The organism is Hallella mizrahii (genome assembly GCF_009695775.1).
GTDB lineage: Bacteria > Bacteroidota > Bacteroidia > Bacteroidales > Bacteroidaceae > Prevotella > Prevotella mizrahii.
Map to the genome: position 1 here is coordinate 63,946 of NZ_VUNG01000005.1, position 19,479 is coordinate 83,424.

General features: G+C 50.1%; 16 protein-coding genes. 9 read left to right on the forward strand and 7 right to left on the reverse strand.

What is annotated here, in order from left to right; translation table 11 throughout:
* Window positions 1-25 precede the first annotated feature (25 nt).
* The 3 genes from FYJ73_RS03620 to FYJ73_RS03630 all read right to left on the reverse strand — a co-directional run bounded on the left by FYJ73_RS03620 (window position 26) and on the right by FYJ73_RS03630 (window position 3,372).
* A complete protein-coding gene (locus FYJ73_RS03620) occupies window positions 26-1,261 on the reverse strand; it encodes an efflux RND transporter periplasmic adaptor subunit (protein ID WP_154533349.1) in 1,236 nt (411 codons plus the stop codon).
* Window positions 1,262-1,341: 80 nt separating this feature from the next.
* The gene (locus FYJ73_RS03625; RefSeq protein ID WP_235899219.1) at window positions 1,342-2,634 is read right to left on the reverse strand and encodes a TolC family protein; all 1,293 of its coding nucleotides are present in this window, start codon (window positions 2,632-2,634) and stop codon (window positions 1,342-1,344) included.
* A gap of 303 nt (window positions 2,635-2,937) precedes the next feature.
* Window positions 2,938-3,372, reverse strand: coding sequence for a copper resistance protein NlpE (locus FYJ73_RS03630; RefSeq protein ID WP_154533351.1), 435 nt, complete (start codon window positions 3,370-3,372; stop codon window positions 2,938-2,940).
* 881 nt (window positions 3,373-4,253) lie between these two features.
* Here FYJ73_RS03630 and FYJ73_RS03635 point away from each other — a divergent pair.
* Window positions 4,254-5,123, forward strand: coding sequence for a sigma-70 family RNA polymerase sigma factor (locus FYJ73_RS03635; RefSeq protein ID WP_154533352.1), 870 nt, complete (start codon window positions 4,254-4,256; stop codon window positions 5,121-5,123).
* An 80-nt stretch (window positions 5,124-5,203) separates the two neighbouring features.
* Here the strand turns inward: FYJ73_RS03635 and FYJ73_RS03640 are convergent, their stop codons facing one another.
* The 3 genes from FYJ73_RS03640 to FYJ73_RS03650 all read right to left on the reverse strand — a co-directional run bounded on the left by FYJ73_RS03640 (window position 5,204) and on the right by FYJ73_RS03650 (window position 8,981).
* Window positions 5,204-6,097 (reverse strand): FimB/Mfa2 family fimbrial subunit, encoded by an 894-nt coding sequence (locus tag FYJ73_RS03640; RefSeq protein WP_154533353.1) that lies wholly within the window; start codon window positions 6,095-6,097, stop codon window positions 5,204-5,206.
* A 168-nt stretch (window positions 6,098-6,265) separates the two neighbouring features.
* A complete protein-coding gene (locus FYJ73_RS03645) occupies window positions 6,266-7,894 on the reverse strand; it encodes a class I adenylate-forming enzyme family protein (protein ID WP_154533354.1) in 1,629 nt (542 codons plus the stop codon).
* A 151-nt stretch (window positions 7,895-8,045) separates the two neighbouring features.
* Window positions 8,046-8,981 carry a PstS family phosphate ABC transporter substrate-binding protein gene (locus tag FYJ73_RS03650; RefSeq protein WP_206081673.1) on the reverse strand — a complete coding sequence of 312 codons (936 nt, stop codon included), beginning with the start codon at window positions 8,979-8,981 and terminating at the stop codon, window positions 8,046-8,048.
* Window positions 8,982-9,216: 235 nt separating this feature from the next.
* Between FYJ73_RS03650 and FYJ73_RS03655 the strand changes: the two genes are divergently transcribed.
* The 3 genes from FYJ73_RS03655 (at window position 9,217) to FYJ73_RS03665 (ending at window position 12,470) form a co-directional block, all read left to right on the forward strand.
* The gene (locus tag FYJ73_RS03655) at window positions 9,217-10,092 is read left to right on the forward strand and encodes a phosphate ABC transporter ATP-binding protein (RefSeq protein WP_235899207.1); all 876 of its coding nucleotides are present in this window, start codon (window positions 9,217-9,219) and stop codon (window positions 10,090-10,092) included.
* Between the two features lie 127 nt (window positions 10,093-10,219).
* Window positions 10,220-11,368 (forward strand): ABC transporter substrate-binding protein, encoded by a 1,149-nt coding sequence (locus FYJ73_RS03660; RefSeq protein WP_206081674.1) that lies wholly within the window; start codon window positions 10,220-10,222, stop codon window positions 11,366-11,368.
* Between the two features lie 67 nt (window positions 11,369-11,435).
* A complete protein-coding gene (locus tag FYJ73_RS03665; RefSeq protein ID WP_154533423.1) occupies window positions 11,436-12,470 on the forward strand; it encodes an iron ABC transporter permease in 1,035 nt (344 codons plus the stop codon).
* A 151-nt stretch (window positions 12,471-12,621) separates the two neighbouring features.
* Here FYJ73_RS03665 and FYJ73_RS03670 read toward each other — a convergent pair whose 3' ends face one another.
* The gene (locus tag FYJ73_RS03670; RefSeq protein WP_154533358.1) at window positions 12,622-14,670 is read right to left on the reverse strand and encodes a TonB-dependent receptor plug domain-containing protein; all 2,049 of its coding nucleotides are present in this window, start codon (window positions 14,668-14,670) and stop codon (window positions 12,622-12,624) included.
* 243 nt (window positions 14,671-14,913) lie between these two features.
* On the opposite strand from FYJ73_RS03670, the gene thiS reads away from it, so the two are divergent.
* The 5 genes from thiS (at window position 14,914) to FYJ73_RS03695 (ending at window position 19,416) form a co-directional block, all read left to right on the forward strand.
* On the forward strand, window positions 14,914-15,126 hold the full coding sequence (gene thiS / locus FYJ73_RS03675; RefSeq protein ID WP_154533359.1) for a sulfur carrier protein ThiS: 213 nt from the start codon (window positions 14,914-14,916) through the stop codon (window positions 15,124-15,126).
* Complete coding sequence (locus FYJ73_RS03680) at window positions 15,123-15,926, forward strand: HesA/MoeB/ThiF family protein (protein ID WP_154533360.1); 804 nt, start codon at window positions 15,123-15,125, stop codon at window positions 15,924-15,926. Before thiS ends, FYJ73_RS03680 begins: the two co-directional genes overlap by 4 nt.
* Before the next feature lie 46 nt (window positions 15,927-15,972).
* Entirely contained in the window at window positions 15,973-16,365 is a 393-nt protein-coding gene (locus FYJ73_RS03685) for a M67 family metallopeptidase (protein ID WP_154533361.1), read from the forward strand.
* Window positions 16,366-16,415: 50 nt separating this feature from the next.
* Window positions 16,416-18,836 carry a sulfurtransferase TusA family protein gene (locus FYJ73_RS03690; RefSeq protein ID WP_154533362.1) on the forward strand — a complete coding sequence of 807 codons (2,421 nt, stop codon included), beginning with the start codon at window positions 16,416-16,418 and terminating at the stop codon, window positions 18,834-18,836.
* 124 nt (window positions 18,837-18,960) lie between these two features.
* A complete protein-coding gene (locus tag FYJ73_RS03695; RefSeq protein WP_154533363.1) occupies window positions 18,961-19,416 on the forward strand; it encodes a precorrin-2 dehydrogenase/sirohydrochlorin ferrochelatase family protein in 456 nt (151 codons plus the stop codon).
* The last annotated feature ends 63 nt before the right edge of the window (window positions 19,417-19,479 follow it).

Sequence of the window (19,479 nt, forward strand, 5' to 3'; positions counted from 1 at the left end):
GCATCCATTTATCATTCAACATTCATTACTTCTTCTTGCTTCCCGGTCCTTTCGGCGCAAACGGACTGGACTCACTGGAAGAAGTCGTGTTGTCGTCGCCGTCATCATCGGACGTAGCCGAACTGATGCCCGTGATCACCTTTGCCCCACGACGGATGCCACTAAGAATCTGTGTGTGCGAACCGTCAGTCATACCAATATTGACACGGTGAGCCACCACAGTATTACCCTCGATCGTCCAAACCTTGTTCTTGGCATTGGCGATGTCTTTGATCTTCATGCCGCCAACGGTCTCTTTCTCCGGTGTGAAGCGCAGTGCTTTGCTGGGCACGCTGAGCACGCCCTTGTTTTCTTGGGTATAGATAGTAACAGTAGCTGTCAGTCCCGGCTTCAACTTCAAGTCGGCATTCGGTGCGGTGATCACTACCGAATAAGTCACCACATTGTTGGTTGTCGTTGCCTCCTGACGCACCTGCTTAACTGTGCCGGAGAAAGTGTTGTCGGGATAAGCATCCACAGTGAACGTCACACGCTCTCCCACCTTCACATTGCCGATGTCAGCCTCATCGACATCTGCCACCACTTGCATATTGGTCAAGTCCTTGGCAATGGTGAACAACGTAGGGGTACTGAAACTGGCAGCCACCGTCTGTCCTTCCTCCACACTCTTCGAGAGCACAATGCCGTCAATAGGTGAGGTGATCGTCGCGTAGCTCAGGTTGGTCTGTGCCTTTTTCACCTGTTCCTGTGCGGAGGCCACCTGATCACGTGCTGAGGACACATTGGCCAAAGCAGTCTGATAACTCAGACGGGCACTCTCGTAGTCATTGCCCGAGATAAGTCCCTTTTGATAGAGTGCTTTGTTACGACGGAAGTTAGCAGTCTGATAACTCAAACTGCTCTCTGCACTTGCCAATGACGCCTTAGACTGTTCCAGGCTGGCCTTGGCAGAGTTCAGCTCACTGGTCAAATTGGACTTGTCAAGTTCCGCGATGACCTGTCCTTTTTTCACTACACTGTTATAATCGACATAGAGCTTGCTGACGATACCCGAGACCTGTGTACCCACTGTGACGGATGTCACAGGCTCTATTGTACCAGTGGCAGACACTGTGTTCACAATGTTGGCAGGTGCCACCTCGGCGGTATTGAACTGCACCTGCTCTTTTTTCTTGTTGCCGGATAAGAGGAAAGCCACCACGGCCAGCACGACGACGATGGCAACCAATATCCAAACTTTACTGATCTTAATCTTTTTCATTGTCTCTTTTATCTATTTCTGTATTATATTTATTGACTTGTGTTTGATTCGTGCAGTGTCTGTGTTGTTCTCGTCTTATCTTATTGTTTCAAGGTCCCGTTCTGATAGAATTTCAGCATATCCTGATTGAGGATCGCCAGATACTTAGCTTGCAGTTCGGCTTGTTGAGCCTTGAGCAGTGCGTCTTTGCCATTCATGAGCTCAATGACATTCTTCAAATTTTGTTTGAACTGCTCCTGCAGAAGGTTGTAGCTGGTTTGTGCGCTCTCTGTACTAATCTTTGCACTCCGGTATTGCGCTTGGTTATTGACCGCCTGCAACCAATAGTTCTCAATGGTGGAATAGAGTGTCGTCTGCTTATCGCGCAAGTCGAGCTCATTAGACTGCCGCTCAAGGATAGCCCGGTTGACAGCGGTTTTGGTCTGTCGGTTGTCAAAGAGAGGCACGCTGAGCGTCACCCCACCACCAAAGGCAAAGTTGTTTTTCAGCTGTGTGCCCCAGTTATTATTGCTCATCGACGTGGTGTTGCTGTTCAGCCCGGCACTTAGGCTCACCGTGGGCATTTTCCCGGCTTTTGCTATCTTCAACTGCAAGTCGCTGGCTTTAATGGCTGTGGCCGCACGCTGTATCTCCGGACGGTTGGCCAATGCGCTCTCATAGACAGAGGATACACTCGGAACAGCCGCCAAGGCCATGGCATCGGTCGTGGTTGGTACTGTCACATCAAACTCTTCCTCACTGGTGATCTGCAGCAGTTGTTTGAGCTGACGCTTATACTCCTTCAGATTACTCTCTGCCTGCACCACGGCATACTCGTCTTGGGCGCGCTGAGCTGTGAGCTGTGCCAGATCTGCCTTGCTCATACTGCCTACCTTGACGAATTCCTTGCCACGTTCCTCGTTTGCCTTGGAAGTCTCAAGTGTAGCCTTGTTCACGTCAACGGCATCCTTGGAATAAAGGATCTGCACGAAGAGCTGGGCGATCTGCTCTTGAATGCTGTTTGCCGTGGTGGCGGAGTCGAGACGGGCCTCATCGACAGAGAGCTGGTTGAGTTTCACCTGATTGTGGTTTTTGTTGCCATTCCACACTGTCCAGGAAGCATTGATGCCGTAAGAGCCATTGTAGTAGGTTTTGTCGGAATTGGTCTGTACCTTGTCACCGGCTATCATGTAACTGCCACGCTCGGGCCAGGGGTTGAGAGTGACGTTTTGCGATGTCGATGCCGACAGTGAGGGCAACAAGGCCGACTTGCTCTGCAACAACGTTTCCTGGGCACTCTGATAGGTCACTACCGTCTTGCGCAACGATATGTTGTTTGCCAACGCATAGTTGACACAGTCGCCCAAAGTCCATTGTTTGGCAAAAGCGGACATAGTGCCACCGCCAAGTAACAGTAATGCACTCAATAGAATCTTTGCATTTCCCTTAATCATATTCGACTTATTTATTCTGATAATTAATAATTCTTTGATGCCACTTGATTTCAAACGTTTAGCATAAGTCTTTAGGTTTAAGCTTCATTAACCCCAATGAAGGCTACAACTTATTATATATACATAATTATATATACATAACCTTTCCTACCTTTTGTTCACTTAAGTTTTAGGGACTGTAAGCCGAACAAGTTATACCTCTTTAAGCGACTGAGCAAACATCACGAAACCAAGGGCAAAAGATTATTTCGTTAACACATAGAACTTGGCGGTCTCACCTTCGGGTTCTGTGCCAAGCGAATCAGTCATAATGATAGATTTGGCATCCTTCACTTTGTAGTAGGTTTTCTCACCGGAAGAAGGAGTGACAAGTTCGATGAGCTTCCCACTCTTAAGATGATAGACGCCGCTAGTAACGAACTGGCCGTCTTTCTTGCCAATATAGTCACTCGACAGGTTATAAGTACTGTCAGAACTGATCGTGAGCACCGTCTTAATGCCTTCACAGTCAGCGGCTGGCAGGGTTCCACGGTAAGTGCCACAATAGGAAGTGTCTACAACCGCACTATCGTTAATTGCCACCTTTGTGGAATCAGCACTTGCAGCCGTCTGGGCTTTCTTGCCGCCACAGGCTGCCATCATCAGGGCAAGGCCCAATACTGGAATGAGTTTCTTCATACGCTTGTAAATGGTATTTAGTAAATGATATTCGACGATGGCAATGCATGATCCTGCTTAAAGGATATAGACATTGCCATTTCTTTGGCAAACTTACAAAAAATAATCGAAATCTGCGTCAGAAGAATAAAAAATATGAAGGGCTGCCACTAATTATATAATATTCTGAATGACACAGGCGATGCTACAATAGGCAAATTATATATGTTTTTTTAAAGACTTCCAACGATTTGACTAAAAAAGTGTCTAATAAAGCAATTTAATCCCAAGAACAGTGATTATAAGTATCTGGGGCTAAATGACGATTGCCTCTATAGTGACTCCAAAATATTAACGCACCAAACAACCATGACTGTGTGCACCTTTCAGAAAAGGCTTTCAATGATAAATCTTATTGACAAAAGTCTGTCAACCTTTGAACACATTCTAGAAAAGTATCCAAGCAGAAAACACGAAAAAAAAGAGAGCAAAAGGAGAAAAGAGTGGGATGACAGGGTCAAAAAGGTTAGATGATAGGATGAAACAACCGAGATGACTGGGTGAAACAACCGAGATGACCAACAGAAACAACCGAGATGACAACATCAAAAAGGTACTTTGACGAGAAATTCTCTAGAAAATTTCTCGTCAAAGTACCTTTTTGACCAGCCAGGAATAGCCGTATATTTATATATACCTGATTATTAGCTACTTACAAAAAAACAGCTGAAATTCGCGAAAATGAGAGCAAGATGTGGGCCGTTTCAGAAAATCGCCTGTATTTGGCCGCAAAAATGTCAGTTTATTCAACAAAAATATCAAGTCAGACACAATCGTTCTATTGGTACGGTTTTTGCATCTTGGCTACTGAGAAAATTAGAAGAGAAAGGATCATAAAAGTCATGAGACAGTTAAAGATTGAACGTAGCATCACCAACCGTCAGAATGAGTCACTCGACAAATACCTTTTGGAGATAGGCCGCATACCGATGGCCAACGTCGATGAGGAGGAAGAGCTGGCCATGAAGATACAGAAAGGTGGCCGCGAGGGTGAGCGTGCCAAGGACAAACTCATCCGTGCCAACCTGCGCTTCGTCGTGTCCGTTGCCAAGCAATATCAGCACAAGGGACTCTCGCTGTCCGACCTCATCGACGAGGGCAACATCGGATTGGTCAAAGCGGCCGAGAAGTTCGATCCGACACGAGGCTTCAAATTCATATCTTACGCGGTGTGGTGGATACGTCAGAGCATTTTGCAGGCCATCGCCGAACAAAGCAGAATGATCAGACTGCCACTCAACCAAGTGGGAGCTATCTCGAAGATCAACCAAGAAATCGAGAAGTTTGAACAGACCAACCACCGCAAGCCAACCACAGAAGAGCTAAGTGCTCTCACTGATATCGACAGCAATAAGATACAAGACGCCCTGACTGCCGACACGCGCCACATGAGCATTGATGCGCCATTCAACGAAGACGACAGCAACAGTTTGGCCGACATTCTGCCTTCGTCCGACCATACGGTATCGAATATCACCAATCGCGAATCCATGCGCATCGACTTAGAGAGCATCTTCAAGAAAGTGCTGAAACCACGTGAGATAGAAGTGATTACGCACAGCTTCGGTATTGGATGCCAAGAGGAGGGGCTTGAAGAAACAGGTGAACGGATGGGGCTCACACGCGAGAGAGTGCGTCAGATCCGTGAGAAGGCTATTGAGAAAATCAGACGAAGTCCTTACGCCAAAATTCTCACCCAATACCTCGGATGATGGGAGAACGAACTTTGTCTAATGACAAGTATATCCCCGGCTTGAGCAAACGGCTTAAGCCGGGGATTTTTCTTTTATGTTCAAAACGTGGTGTCGGTCTGTCCCCATTCATCATCGGTCAGCAGTCGACCGGAGTAACTGGCGTTGGATCCAGAGCCGACTCCCGAGAAAAATGCTCCCGTGTACTTGGTGATCATATTACATTGGATCTCCACTCCCTCGAAGAGATGTTGAATGATCTGATTGCCATTGCCGTCCAAAGCCGTCACGGTGATCTTTAATGTCTGACTTTCGGGTTTGGGGAATGTGTAGATGTCAAAGTCATGCGTTTTGCCAACCATATCCGACGTGATCGTAAAATCTTCGCTCTGCCGGGAGTTGACACAACCTAAGCCTGTCACACCGTTGAGTGTGGAGCTGCCGCCTGTGTAGGCAAACTTAAGAGTCTTGACATTCGAGGGTATGGCATCGGTCAGCGACAGCCGGAACATAGCCACGATACGTTTCATCGTGATGTCTTCAGAAGTATCGGCTTGCAGATCAATGTCTTTGCAATACCAAAAGGTGTCACTCATGCCTCCACTGAATGTCACTTTCTCCACATCGGTCATCGTCGCACTCTTTGATCCGCTGTAAGCCAAAACCAGCAACTTATATTTTCCGGCAGGCAGCGTAAGCTGTATCTTCCCGAAGTTCTGGTCAGATGTAGTCTGGTTGATCTGCTTCACTCTTGTGCCATTCTGGTAAACGGCGACGCTCACGCGATTGCATAATGTGGTCACATCCGTACTGCGCAATACTTGATAGGATTTCTCAAAATCTGCATCGCCAAGTTTGGTGATGCAGAGTTGTAGCTTCACACCATTTTCATTACGCGTCTCTTCCTTCTCTTCGTCCCCTACAAAAGCTTTCTGACAGGAGGAAAGCGACAAACAGCAACATAATAGAATCAGAGAATATACCAATTCCCTCATAGCAACAGGTTTAAAGATTAAACTTATTGCAAAAATAAGAAAACGTCAAGAAAGTGATGACAAAAAAAAAGAAAAACTTAGCGTAAGACATAAAAAATAGGAGAAGCAACGAAAAATTGTCGTTTTCGTTGCTTCTCCTAAATTCTTGGGAAACCTGTTTCGATATGACTATACACGGTAGAGCAGTCCGTTGCGCAGGTCGTCGGCAGCGATCGCCTTGACCTTGGCATGGAGCTTTTTGCCCGTGGCATTGAGCGGAACGCTCGACACGAAGCGATAATAGCGTGGCCGCTTGAAGTTGGCAATCTCGGGACTTTCCTTGCAGAACTCATCGAGTTCTTCGGCTGTCAGGCTTTCATCGGCTTTGACAACATATGCCGTGACGAGCTGTCCACGCATCTTGTCGGGCACAGAAGTGACGATGCAGTCCTTCACCTTAGGATTGAGGTTGAGTACCTCCTCAATCTCCACGGGATAGATATTCTCGCCCGACGAGATGATCATGTCGTCCTTACGGCCTACGATGGTGACAAACTGATGCTCATCCCACGTAGCCAGATCGTTGGTATAGAGGAAACCTTTATAGTATTTCTGCTCTGTCTCCTCCGGATTGTCGACATACTTGAACGGGGACTTAGCCGGTGATGAGATGATCACCTCGCCGATCTCTGTGCCGTCATCCTTGGCCAGGTCATCAGGCTCGGCTCGCCGGTCTTCATAGACCTTCACGACGCGCACGTCATCATCGACACACGAGGCACCGGCCGTGCCGGCATTTTCCGGCAGATCGAAAGGCCGCAGGAAGGTGTTCCAAAAGGTCTCTGTCGTACCGTAGCCGTTGAAGATATTCGGTGTGAGCACTTTTTGATAGCGGATGCAGGCCGAACGTTCAAGCGGACTGCCCATCGTCACGATGCCGTGCAGTGTGCTGATGTCGTAGCCCTTGTCTTCCTGCTCGTCGGCAAGACGCTCCAAGACGGTAGGCACGCCGATGACAAACGTGATCTTATAGCGGTCGATATATTTCAGCGTCAGTCCGGCGTCGAACTTGCGCATCACCACCAAGGCTGCTCCAGCATAGAAGGTAGGACAAGGACCGGCGCAGTGCAGTCCGCCACGATGGAACCAAGGAGTGGTGTTCATCGTCACGTCCTTATAGCTCATCGGGAAATGGATCATCACGTCATGGCTGGAGAGCACCTCGTTGATGCTCGTCAGTGGCACAGCCTTGGCATGTCCGGTTGTACCGGAGGTAAAGAGGCGTGTAGTCTCGTCGTAGATGTTATACTCGCAAGTGAACGCCGGCTCCTCGGCTGTGCTGCCATCGACATAGTCGACAAACGAGATGACCGTGTCGTCGCTGGCCCCGTCGACGACCACAAGACGCTGAGGACGCCATCCGCTCATCTTCACGGCAGCGAGGACATCGCCCTTGCGTGCCTCGTCAAAGAAGAGTATCTTCGGCTTGTTTGTTTTCAGCAGGTCAGCCAACTCTCCCGACGAGAGTCGATAGCTCACCGGACTGTTGACAAAATGGCCTTTGTGGGCTGCAATATAAATAAAGGCAAACTCCGGACTATTGAGCATCATCATCATCATCACGTCACCCTTTTTCAGTCCGTCGGTCATCAGACGGTTGGTAAGCCGGTTGACATCAGCGTTGAGTTCACGGTAAGTCCATGTTTTCTTCTGAATGGGATCGATCATTGCCGTGCGCCATCCATAGCGGCGCACGTTGCGCATAAATCCCTCTATCCATGTGTAGCGACTCTCAAATATCTCTTTAAAATCTGTCATTATTGATTGGCTTTAACTTTTCAAAACTTTAAGCTTATAACAAAGTTATCCATTTTCTGCTTTATCCTATATAACATTGTCAGTACAATTAAAGTAATTTAAAACATACTCACCATTTTCTGCACAACATCCCCAATGGCTGTGCAACATTTCAGTGCCTTGCTTTCTGCTTTTCATGTACAGGGATAAATCCTGCCGGAATATTGTATTTCTGTCCCTCCTCTAAGATGAAACGGAGGAAAGCCTTGACGATGACATTCTGAGGTTTGCCCTTGCTCACCACAAATAGCTGCCGGGCTGGTGGCGAAGGATAACGTCCGTCTTGAATGGCCTTGATCAGAGATTGCTTTGAAGCATAGAACTGCTCATCTTTGCTGATGCGCCCGTCACCATTAGTGTCAATGGGGAAAAGCGCAATGCCATCGTTGGGGCGGCCGGTCTGATCGTCGAAAGCATAGCTGATGTTGCACATGCCGAGCCCATAAGGATCGTTGGCCACCTGACGCACAATGCCCGGGTCCCCATAGACACCCGTGCCGAGCAAGTCCTCCTGATGGGATTTCAGCCAGGAAGCAAATGTCTCGGCTGCCCCACAGGCATCGCTGCGAGTGTAGACATTGATAAGCGCATGACTGTTCACGCCCGCTACCTGCCCCCAGGTCTTGATGGTTCCGGTGACCCAAATGCCACATGCCACCTTCTGAGAGAGTCCCCGTCGAAGCAAGTGACGATAGAGTGGATGACGGATATTGATGATAGGCACGACAGCATCTTGGGCTACCGCCACCGCCATTGCACCGCGCTGACACTCCGGCACTTTCAACTCCCGCGATACCATGCCCAAGTCTACTTGTCCTGCCAATACGTCGGTGACACCCTTACCCGAGCCGCCGGCCGATACATCGATGGTCACTCCAGGATGTCTCTGACTGAAAGCGTCGGCCCAACGAAGCATCAGCGGATAGAGCGCAAACGCACCCGACACGGTAATGTTGCCCTGTAGGTCTTCTGCTTTTCCAGCCGGTTTCCTTCCACAGCCACTGAAAAGCAAAGGAAATAAAAGAAGTGCAATAGTGAGTTTCGCCATTCTACACCTTATTATATATGGCATGTATCGGGTTGTCTGCTCTTTGCACGAGTTATTCATCATCGCATATTACTTGTTTATCTTCATGCAAAGATAGAATGAATCCACAAAATAGACAATCACCCTATAAGGGTATTTGACTCTACCATCTTTGTGGTATGAAAATACTATCAGCATGGTATTCCCCGACATCGATGTTTTCCGTAACTTTGCAACTGTAAAATCAGAGACGCTTATGAACGCAATAGCAAGTACACTCCACCACTTCGGCAACGGCTTCCTCCCGTTTGCTTTCAGTAGCCTCAACAGAGAGGAAGAATCCTTTTCCGTGACCAACAAGTTTGCTCACGCCACGGGTGCACGTCTTCAAGCCCGTCATCTCAATGTCTATATCAATGGCGCTCATATCCTGAAAGACATCAATGTGGAGATTCCCCGCAACAAGATCACTTGCATCATCGGTCCCTCGGGGTGCGGCAAGAGCACGTTGCTTCGCACGTTCAACCGTCTCAACGACAACATCGAAGGTCTGCGCATGACAGGCGAGGTCACCTTCGATGGTGACAATATCCTCAAAGCGGGCAGCAGTCGCCTTTCGGAACTGCGGCGCAACATTGGATTGGTGCCCCAGCGTCCCTGCCCTCTGCCTATGAGCATCTACGACAATGTGGCTTACGGTTGCCGCATCCACGGCATCCATAACCGTCATCAGCAAAACAAGATCGTGCGCCACTATCTCCGCGCCGTGGGATTGTGGGACGAGGTCAAGGACAGACTCAGCTCTCCGGCATCACGCTTGAGCGGCGGACAGCAGCAGCGTCTGTGCCTGGCCCGCAGCTTGGCCGTTGAGCCTACCTATCTGCTCGCTGACGAGAGCACAAGCGCACTCGATCCTATCAGCAGCCACAAGATTGAGGAACTCTTTACTGAATTGAAAGTCAACAACTCCATCGTGATGGTCACACACACATTGAGTCAAGCGCTACGCATTGCCGATCACGTTATCTTCATGTACATGGGCAAAGTCGTGGAAGAAGGCGATGCCGAACAGGTCTTCCGTCATCCAAAGAACGAACTGACACGAAAGTACCTCAACGGCGCATTCAGTTAAAAGGCGATAGGTTTAGACTGCCTCTGATAAAGATTAAAATGACGAGAAAGTCATGAGCTACCCACCCCATTAAGACAATATGAAAAGAATCCATTTTTTGATTGACAGATATTTATTGAAAAGAGAGATGAAGAAGGGCATGGCCATAGTGCTGTGCCTTCTTTTGTTTTCTGCCTGCCGACCGGGCACGATCAGCCATCGGGGGCAGAAAGCCGACGTGAGCGAGATTCTCTCAGACAGTGCCCACGTCACGCTTCGTTATGCAAAAAACTTCACCGTACACTATCTGTCAGATGGAACCCGACTGGTTGACATCAGTGTGACAGGACATAAAGGAAAGAGCACCTACCGTCTGGCTCTTATTCCCCGCGGCATCAAACCTTCTGTTATTCCTCATGGCTATGATCACCGGATAGAGGTTCCCATACAACGCTGCATTCCCATGAGCACAGAGCAACTGGCTGCATTCATCCAACTACACGCACTCGACCAGGTTTGTGCCATCACAAATGTGCGTCATCTACAAAACAAAGACGTGAAACAACGCATTGCTAAGGGTGAGATCGCCAAGATTGGCTACGAAGGAAACTTCGACACAGAGACGGTCATGGCGCTCCAACCCGATGCCATCCTCGTCTCCCCTTTCAAAAAAGGCGGTTATGAAGCTTTGCAGCAAGTAGGCTCGCCACTGATTCCTTATACAGCATTCAAAGAACCCACGCCACTGGGTCAAGCCGAATGGGTGAAACTTGTCGGCATGCTCACGGGAAGAGAGAAGCAGGCCAACGCCTTCTTCCAACAAGTAGAGCAACACTATCACGCCTATCAAGCCGTAGCCGCAAAGGCAACGCACCGACCAACCATCTTCAGCGGGGAGCAGAAAGGCGGACAGTGGTTTGTCATGGGCGGCAAGAGCTATCTCGCCCAACTCCTGCGCGATGCCAGTGCTGTCTATCTCCCTCAACACGACCACCACACGGGCGGCTTTCCCTCTGACTTTGAGTCGATGTATGCCATGGCAGCCCAAGCCGACTATTGGCGGGTGATGAACAGCTATCCCGGCACGTTTTCCTATCAGGCACTCAAGGCTGAGGACCAGCGCAATGAACAGTTTCTGGCCTTTCAACGCCACCATGTGATCTATTGCAATATCGCATCCAGCGGCTATCACGAGCTGGCGCCCCTGCGCCCCGACTGGCTATTGGCCGACTTCATCAAAGCCATGCACCCGGAGCTGTTGCCCGCCTATCAGCCCCATTTCTACAAGCTTCTCTAATCAGCAAGAAGTCTCCTGTTTGTGATAAGTCGCTCTTTACAACTCAGAATTGAAATCTCGCATCATGATGCACCGCAACCCAATCGCCACTTTCATCTTGCTCACAGTCGGCTTAGCACTGTTGTTTGCTCTCAACCTGCTGTGGGGCTCTGTTCCCATTTCTTTGCATGAGACACTTGCTATCCTCTTTCATGGCAACGAGACTTCTACTACGAGTATCATTCATCGCAACATCATCCTGAGTTCCCGGCTTCCCCAAGCACTGACTGCCGTGGTAGCCGGTGCCGGTCTGGCTGTGTCCGGCCTGCAGATGCAGACCGTTTTCCACAATCCTTTGGCTGGTCCATCGGTCTTGGGCATCACATCGGGAGCATCGCTCGGTGTCGCCATAGTCGTTCTGCTGGCTGGTACATTGGGCAGCAGTGCTCTGAGCAGCATGGGCTTCCTTGGCAATGTAGCACTGACAACCGCGGCAATACTCGGTGCGATGGGCACACTGCTGTTGATGACGTTTTTTGCCCGACGTGTAGAGAACACGGTGACGTTGCTCATCATCGGTGTGATGATTGGCTACGTAGCCAATGCTGCCATTGGTGTACTGAAATGCTTTGCCAACGACGACGACGTTCGCGAATATGTCATTTGGGGACTGGGCAGTTTCTCCCGAGTTTCTGGCAATGCCGTCACTTTGTTTATATCTGTCATGGCTATCTTGTTGCCTCTGACCTTTTTCATGGTGAAGCCCATGGATTTGCTGTTGCTTGGCGACAGCTATGCCCGTAATTTAGGTTTGAACATTCGCAGGGCGCGCGCGCTGGTCATTCTCTTCAGTGGTGCTATCGTAGCCGTTGTCACCGCCTATTGCGGTCCTATTCTCTTTATTGGTCTCGCTGTACCTCATCTGTGCCGTGGCATTCTGCAAACAGGTAGTCACCGTCTGCTGGTGCCTGCTTGTCTGCTCACGGGAGCCCTGCTGGCTCTCTTCTGTAATCTGGTCGCCCGCTTGCCGGGCTACGAGGGTGTACTACCGGTCAACTCCGTGACTGCACTCGTCGGTGCACCGGTGGTTGTCAGCGTGCTGCTAAAGAAGAGAAAAGGATAGAATCCACCGACTCTATCCTCTTTTTCGTTCTTCTCTTCCTATTCTGTGGTTTCTATAATTTCTATGATCTCTATAGTTTCTATAGATTCTATAAATTCTATAGTCTCTATAGTTTCTACATCCTCTATAACTATAACTCCTACAAACCCCGTTAATATTTGATCCTTAACCCCGCAACAATCGTTGTTCCGGAAGAGTAATTGGCATAGCGTCGTAAGGTACTGTCAATGCGTCGGTCACGGGTATTCAACACATTGTCCACACCCAAGCTCGGCATCACCTCCAAGCCACGGAAGCGGAAGGTATGCGTGGTGGAGATATTCCAAAGCCCATATCCCGGTGCATCCTCGTAGGGTGCCGGATAATAGGTCTTGCTCTGCAAACGCCCGTCGGCATGGAGCCCCAGCGTGTATCGTCCCCAACGATGGATATAGTCAGCACCCAGCGTGACAGTGTTGCGGATACTGCGCTCTACATTAGACCAAATCCCATCGGACTGTTGTCGGGCAAGAATATAGCTGTAGTTGGCAAAGAGACTGAGACCGTCTAACGGTTCCACCGTGAAATGGGCACGCAAACCGTAAACCCGTCCCCGGTCGCTGTTGTCGTAGCGATTATAGTGTGTAAGCGTTATGACCTGCGCGTCGGTAATCTCCGGAAAGTCGCGGCGAAGGGAAGCTACCTCATCGACATCCACGCTGACAATCGTCTTGACGATCATGTCATGGATATTGTTGACGAAAGTTGTTATGCCAGCTGTCCATTTCCGTGTTTGATATTCCGCGTTGAACGAGAAATAGTCGCTGGTCTCTGCTTTGAGGTTGCTGTTGCCAATAGTCAGCGTAGGGAAGTTGCGCACAAAGGTATAGTAATGATAGTACAGCTCATCAAGGCCTGGTGCACGGTAGCCACGACTGTATGACGCTCTCAGCTGCAAACGATCGTAATGATAGAGCAATGCCACCTTGGGCGTGAAGTTGTTGCCAAAAGTCTCATGATAGGTATAGCGCATTCCCAAGAGTGCTTTCAAATTTTTGGTCAGCGCCTGCTCGTGTTGCAGATACCCTGCCCATGTGTAGACATGGCGATCGACGCTTCCCGAAATAGCATCAAGAAAACTGTTTTGCCAGTCAATGCCAGCGATGGTTGTTGCGCCTTGCAGAAAAGAGAACACTCCTTTGAGCTCTCCTTCGTAGAGTCGTTGTGTCTTCTTGCGTACATAGTCACCAACCGCGTAAGTCTTGGTCGCCACGTCGTACTCGTTGCCATAGGAATAATGGTCGCCGTTGAAGCGCAGCTGCAGACTGTTTTTGGCAGAGAGTCGATACGTGGCTCCGGCGTCCCACCGCCAAGCTTCTGAGCGCAACTCATAGTCAAAGCCGCCGGCGACATCAGTCTGAGTCTCGGGTCTCACCGTCTTATGCCAGTTATAGCTGCCCTCGGCAAAAAGGCTCAATGCCTTATGATTGTCATAAGCAAATCGCTGGGTAACAAGGTTGGTACGCCAGCCAGAGGCCAGAGGAGCCAGCGACTGATAGGTGTCCCCGTCTGTACCACTCTTGTAAGTCAAGGGATTGTTGCGATAATAACCGCTCTGATCATGGGTAAAGGAGGTCAGACTGCTGAAGCCACGGAAACCCAGTTGCAGATTGGCAGCCTGTCGGAACTGTCCATGGGCAGACACCCTGGTATCGGTAGTGAAGGACAATGGTTTCGAAGCCTCTTGCAGCGTGATGATGTTAACCACACCGCCGATGGCATCACTGCCATAGAGCGAAGAGGCCGCTCCATCGAGAACCTCAATACGCCGCACGTTGGTCATGTCGATGCGGTTGAGATTGACATTGCCCGAGATGTCGCCGATGAGCCGTTTGCCATTAAGCAAAATCAGCGCATATTTGTTGCTCAATCCATTGAGCCGCAGATAGGCACCCGTGGAATTGGGTGATATCGAAAGCTGAGGCAACTGCCTGACTACAGACTCCGCGAACAACCGGGGTGAAGACGAGCTTATACTCCCCTGCCCGATTACCTCCACGGGACTGATGGCAGAGCGCAACCGCTGATGATGACCAGTACCCGTGACCACCACGGGATTGAGACTATACACACGCCGCAAAGTCACACTGTCTGTTTGTGCTGCTAAGGGCAATGCAACCATCAATAATAATAGAGGGGTCGCGCGTTGTCTGTTGTTCATGCTTTCTGTTTTAGTTATATTTTGTGGCTCTTATGATCAAAGCCTTACGAACTGCAAAGTTATGCCAAAATAGTTAAACAGGCAATACCATAGATAGAGTAGATGTCTACCACAATTGTGGGATGGCAATATACCGATAGAGGGGTATTACATCCCAAGCAAAAAATAGCGAACTTTGCAAACGAAAACCAACGAAAGTTGTAATGCCCCAATCAAGCAACAAAAACATCAAAATATAGCATTATGGCACAGATTATCGTAAACGACGAAAAGCAAGACGTGACACTGCCGCTGACACTCAGCGAACTCATCAAGCAGAACAAGGTTTTCCAGCCTGAGATGGTGACCGTGCAGGTCAACGAAGAGTTTGTGGAGAAAGAAGACTACGACAAGACACAAATCAAGGAAGGTGACCATGTAGACTTCCTTTATTTCATGGGAGGAGGCAGCTTATGATAGACTTGACAGAAGACCAGATAGAGCGCTACAGCCGTCATATCCTCTTACAGGATGTTGGGCTTGAGGGTCAGGAAAAGATTCTCAACGCCCGTGTTCTCATTGTCGGTGCCGGTGGCTTGGGCGCACCCGCCGCTATGTATCTTGCAGCAGCTGGTGTGGGACACATCGGCATCGTAGACGCCGACGTGGTGGACTTGAGCAACCTACAACGGCAGATTATCCATTTCACCAAAGACGTGGGACAACCAAAGGTGGAGAGTGCCAAAGAAAAGATGCTCGCCATCAACCCCGACGTGGAGGTAACTACCTACCACGAATTCATGGACTCGTCCAACGCCAAGAAGATCATCGAACCGTGGGACTTTGTCATCGACGGTACCGATAACTTCCCCGTGAAGTTTCTCATCAATGATGCCTGCGTGATGCTTGGCAAGGCATTCAGCCACGGTGGCATTCTGCGCTTCCGCGGTCAGACGTTTACCCATGTGCCAGGCTCAGCCTGCTACCGTTGTTTCTTTAAGGAACCGCCACCAGCCGGTGCTGTACCCACTTGCTCGCAGGCAGGAGTGCTCGGTGCCATTGCCGGTATGTTGGGCACCATACAAGCTGCCGAGGCTCTGAAATATATCCTTGGCGTAGGTGAACTGCTCACCAACCGCCTGCTCACCTTCGATGCCAAAACGATGAACTTCCGCACGATCAAGGTCAAGCGCCGCCCCAACTGCGAGATCTGCGGTGAACATCCCACCATCGACCATCTCATCGACTACGAACAGACAGCGTGCGATCTGCACTAAACGTTCACAGCACTGTCTCCCACACCTATTTATAATATACAGCACCATGAAAATCAACGATGATGTCATCCAGCAAATGATCGCACAGGCACAGAAAGACGCACCCTTGGAGACGTGTGGCTATCTGCTCGGCAACGACGGCGTTGTAACCGAAAACTACTGGATGGAGAATATCGATCACAGCTCGGAACATTTCTCCTTCGCGCCTAAGGATCAGTTTGCAGCCTTGAAATACGCTCGTACTAAGCATCTGAAGATTCTCGCCAACTGGCATTCTCATCCCGCCAGTCCCTCACGACCATCACAAGAGGACATCCGGCTGGCCAATGATCCTACCATCCGCTATGCCATCCTCTCGCTCCACGACGGCATACACCTCAACTCCTTCAAGATTCTACAGGGTGAAGTCGTTGACAAAGAGAGTCATTATGAAGGATAAAGAATGAATGCCGAACGACGAATGATAAATGAATAAAATGACATAATAGCATGTACCGCATACCTTCCACACTCAACAGCGACTTGGACTACACGGAGTCGCTGATCAAAAAATATCAGGCCGGTGAGATCAAAGCCGGTGAACTGAAAAGCAACCGCGTGCCCATGGGCATCTATGAGCAACGCAAAAACGAGCACTATATGCTCCGCGTACGGTGCGCAGGTGGACTTATCACACCCAAGCAACTTGCCGAGGTGGCTTATGTGGGGCGACTGGTATCCACATCGCACCTGCATATCACCACACGTCAAGAGATACAAATTCATAACGTCGACCTGCGGGACACTGTTCCGGCATTGCGCAAACTCGAGAAAGTGGGACTCTCCACAGCAGGCGGCGGCGGCAACACCGTACGCAACATGATGGTCAATGACCGTAGCGGACTGGTCGCCGAGGAGGCTTTCGATGTCTACCCGGTGGTTGAGGAACTTACCTCACGACTCATCGCAGAGAGTGACTCATTCACCATGCCACGAAAATACAAGGTAGCCATGGACTACAACGAACAGGATGCCCACTACTCTTTTGTGGCTGACTTTGGATTGCAGGCAAGGATCATAGACGGGCAGCGCGGCTACCGTGTGCTCATAGCCGGCAGCACGGCTCCTAATCCTCACACAGGCTGGCAGGTCTTTGACTTTCTGCCCGAGGTAGACCTTTATCGGGCTGCCAAAGCTCTGAAAAACTGGTTCAACAAATATGGCAACCGCCGCAACCGCCACAAGGCCCGCATGCGCTATGTGTTCTATAAATATGGTGAAGAAGAAGCCAAACGTCTCTATCTTGAAGAGTTCAAAGAACTGAAGAGAGACGGCTCACTCGATTTCTTTGTGCCCACACTGCCCCTCGAGCATCATCGTCCCGAATTTACGCCCGAAAAAGATGACAGTGAGGAATTTCTTCGTTGGAAGCAGCGCTATGCCCACGCCCAGACCACTGACGAAGGCCGACGCGAGAATCTGTGGTTTGCCTACCTGCCTGTAGACCATGGCAACAACCGCCCGGAGTTCTTCGCCGAGGTGGCGGACTATCTGGCCAACTATGGCAACGATGTCATCCGTTTCACCAAACGCGAACAAATCCAGGTGCGCAACATCCCCGAGGAATATCTCCCAAACATCTACCATTTCTTCAAGCGTTTAGGCGACTATCAGGTCGACTATCCCGTTGTCGTCACGAACTTCACATCATGCACAGGAGCCGACACTTGCCGTCTGGGCATCTGTCTGCCAAAAGGTGCCATCAATGCCATCACCAAGAAATTGCTCGCCAGCGACCTCGACCTTGATGCCATCCCTGACTTTGAGCTGAAGATGAACGGCTGCACAAATATTTGTGCCAATGCAACATGGGCCGACTTGGGATTCAGCGGACGCATCGGTCGCGTCGGCGACGACCCGTTCCCTGCCTACACGGTATGGCTGCCTCTCAAGGGACGCAACGAAATCGACCTTAGCGTAGGATATATCCCAGCCCGCCATCTACCGGGATTTGTCGAAGACTATCTTCGTGATGTCATCGCCGAGAAAGACAACTATGCCGACTACTACGACTATGTGGTCAAGCACGGTGCCGAGGTGGTGAAGCTGCTGCTTGAGAAATATAAGACTGTGAAACCCTATGCCGAGGAACCGGATGCCTACCACGACTGGGAAGACGACGAGAAGTTCAGCCTCATCAAATATGGGCAGGCTGAGTGCTCGGCCGGACTCTTCGACATTATAGAGCTCGATCAGGATACTATCGCCGAAAAGCGCAAGGCCATCGACACAGGCAAGGCCAAGGACTTGGAGAAAGAACTCCACGACATCGTGTTCGCCGAGAACCGTATGCTCCTCGTTACACGTGGCATAGACCCGCGCACCGACGACGATGTATACAACGGTTTCCTCAAAGAGTTCATCGCTACCGGCATCGTTCCTCAAAAGTTCAGCGTGCTCACCGACCGGGCCCGCCGTCACGAGTCCCTCGCTGATCAGCAGCCTCTCATCTATGAGCTCGCCGACCTGCTCAACGAACTATACAAAGGCATGGACGACAACCTGCAATTCAAAACGGTTTCAGCGACTGCTCAGCCTCAGCCAGCAGTTTCGAAGCAGACAGATGCTACACCGGAGCCCGCAGTGGCGAAAGCATCCCCTGCTCCGGCAACGTCAGCAGCCGCGCCTTCAAAACCAGATGGTCTCACGCCCGACGTGAAGAAAGATTTCCGCGGTGTATCCTGCCCGATGAACTTCGTCAAAACAAAGATCGCGCTCTCACCGATGAAGAGCGGTCAGGTACTTGAGATTCTCCTCGACGACGGCCAGCCCATACAAAACGTACCGGGAAGCGTGAGGAACGAGGGTCACACCGTGCTGTCTACCGAGAAGGTCGACAACTATTGGAAAGTACTCATCAAAAAGAAGTAGCGGCGCGTCTATGCCCTCCCTTCAAAATGTGGTGCTTTTTGTGCTGGGTTCTGTATGTCGCTACTGAGTAGCGACCCACCCACACGCACCATTCACCATTCACCCTTCAATACACAACACAGCTTTGAATTATCTTCCCATCGCCCTTGCCCTCGCCGGGGCTCCCATTCTCATCATCGGAGGCAGCGACGAGGGCGAGCGCAAGGCACAGCGCCTGGCCCGCTTGACCACCGATGTCACCTTCACCGCTCCTCACATTCCTGACAGTGTACGAAGCCTCGGCTTCAGACTCAAGGAAAAGGACTTCGAGACCGACGACCTCGACGGTGTGAAGGTGCTCTTCATCTGTACCGACGATGAACGCCGCAACCACGACATTTACCGCATGGCTCACGAGCGAGGCATCCTTGCCTGTGTCTGTGACGACAAGCCCTATTGCGATTTCATCTCACCCGCCATCATCCGGCAAGACAATATCACCGTAGCTGTCGGATCCGACGGCAGTGACGTGCGTCGATCCATACGCATCCGAAATCGCATCAAAGCATTGATAGAAAGTGGTCTGCTCGACATGAGCTGACCACTTTTTTGTACTTCTACACCTACTCTTTGCTATTATATTCATCCATATCACTACATAATA

What these genes read in the sequence shown, in the direction of transcription:
- FYJ73_RS03620 (WP_154533349.1), bottom strand. Translation starts at nt 1,261, where the DNA reads ATGAAAAAGATTAAGATCAGTAAAGTTTGGATATTGGTTGCCATCGTC.
- FYJ73_RS03625 (WP_235899219.1), bottom strand. Translation starts at nt 2,634, where the DNA reads ATGTCCGCTTTTGCCAAACAATGGACTTTGGGCGACTGTGTCAACTAT.
- FYJ73_RS03630 (WP_154533351.1), bottom strand. Translation starts at nt 3,372, where the DNA reads ATGAAGAAACTCATTCCAGTATTGGGCCTTGCCCTGATGATGGCAGCC.
- FYJ73_RS03635 (WP_154533352.1), top strand. Translation starts at nt 4,254, where the DNA reads ATGAGACAGTTAAAGATTGAACGTAGCATCACCAACCGTCAGAATGAG.
- FYJ73_RS03640 (WP_154533353.1), bottom strand. Translation starts at nt 6,097, where the DNA reads ATGAGGGAATTGGTATATTCTCTGATTCTATTATGTTGCTGTTTGTCG.
- FYJ73_RS03645 (WP_154533354.1), bottom strand. Translation starts at nt 7,894, where the DNA reads ATGACAGATTTTAAAGAGATATTTGAGAGTCGCTACACATGGATAGAG.
- FYJ73_RS03650 (WP_206081673.1), bottom strand. Translation starts at nt 8,981, where the DNA reads ATGGCGAAACTCACTATTGCACTTCTTTTATTTCCTTTGCTTTTCAGT.
- FYJ73_RS03655 (WP_235899207.1), top strand. Translation starts at nt 9,217, where the DNA reads ATGAACGCAATAGCAAGTACACTCCACCACTTCGGCAACGGCTTCCTC.
- FYJ73_RS03660 (WP_206081674.1), top strand. Translation starts at nt 10,220, where the DNA reads ATGAAGAAGGGCATGGCCATAGTGCTGTGCCTTCTTTTGTTTTCTGCC.
- FYJ73_RS03665 (WP_154533423.1), top strand. Translation starts at nt 11,436, where the DNA reads ATGCACCGCAACCCAATCGCCACTTTCATCTTGCTCACAGTCGGCTTA.
- FYJ73_RS03670 (WP_154533358.1), bottom strand. Translation starts at nt 14,670, where the DNA reads ATGAACAACAGACAACGCGCGACCCCTCTATTATTATTGATGGTTGCA.
- thiS (WP_154533359.1), top strand. Translation starts at nt 14,914, where the DNA reads ATGGCACAGATTATCGTAAACGACGAAAAGCAAGACGTGACACTGCCG.
- FYJ73_RS03680 (WP_154533360.1), top strand. Translation starts at nt 15,123, where the DNA reads ATGATAGACTTGACAGAAGACCAGATAGAGCGCTACAGCCGTCATATC.
- FYJ73_RS03685 (WP_154533361.1), top strand. Translation starts at nt 15,973, where the DNA reads ATGAAAATCAACGATGATGTCATCCAGCAAATGATCGCACAGGCACAG.
- FYJ73_RS03690 (WP_154533362.1), top strand. Translation starts at nt 16,416, where the DNA reads ATGTACCGCATACCTTCCACACTCAACAGCGACTTGGACTACACGGAG.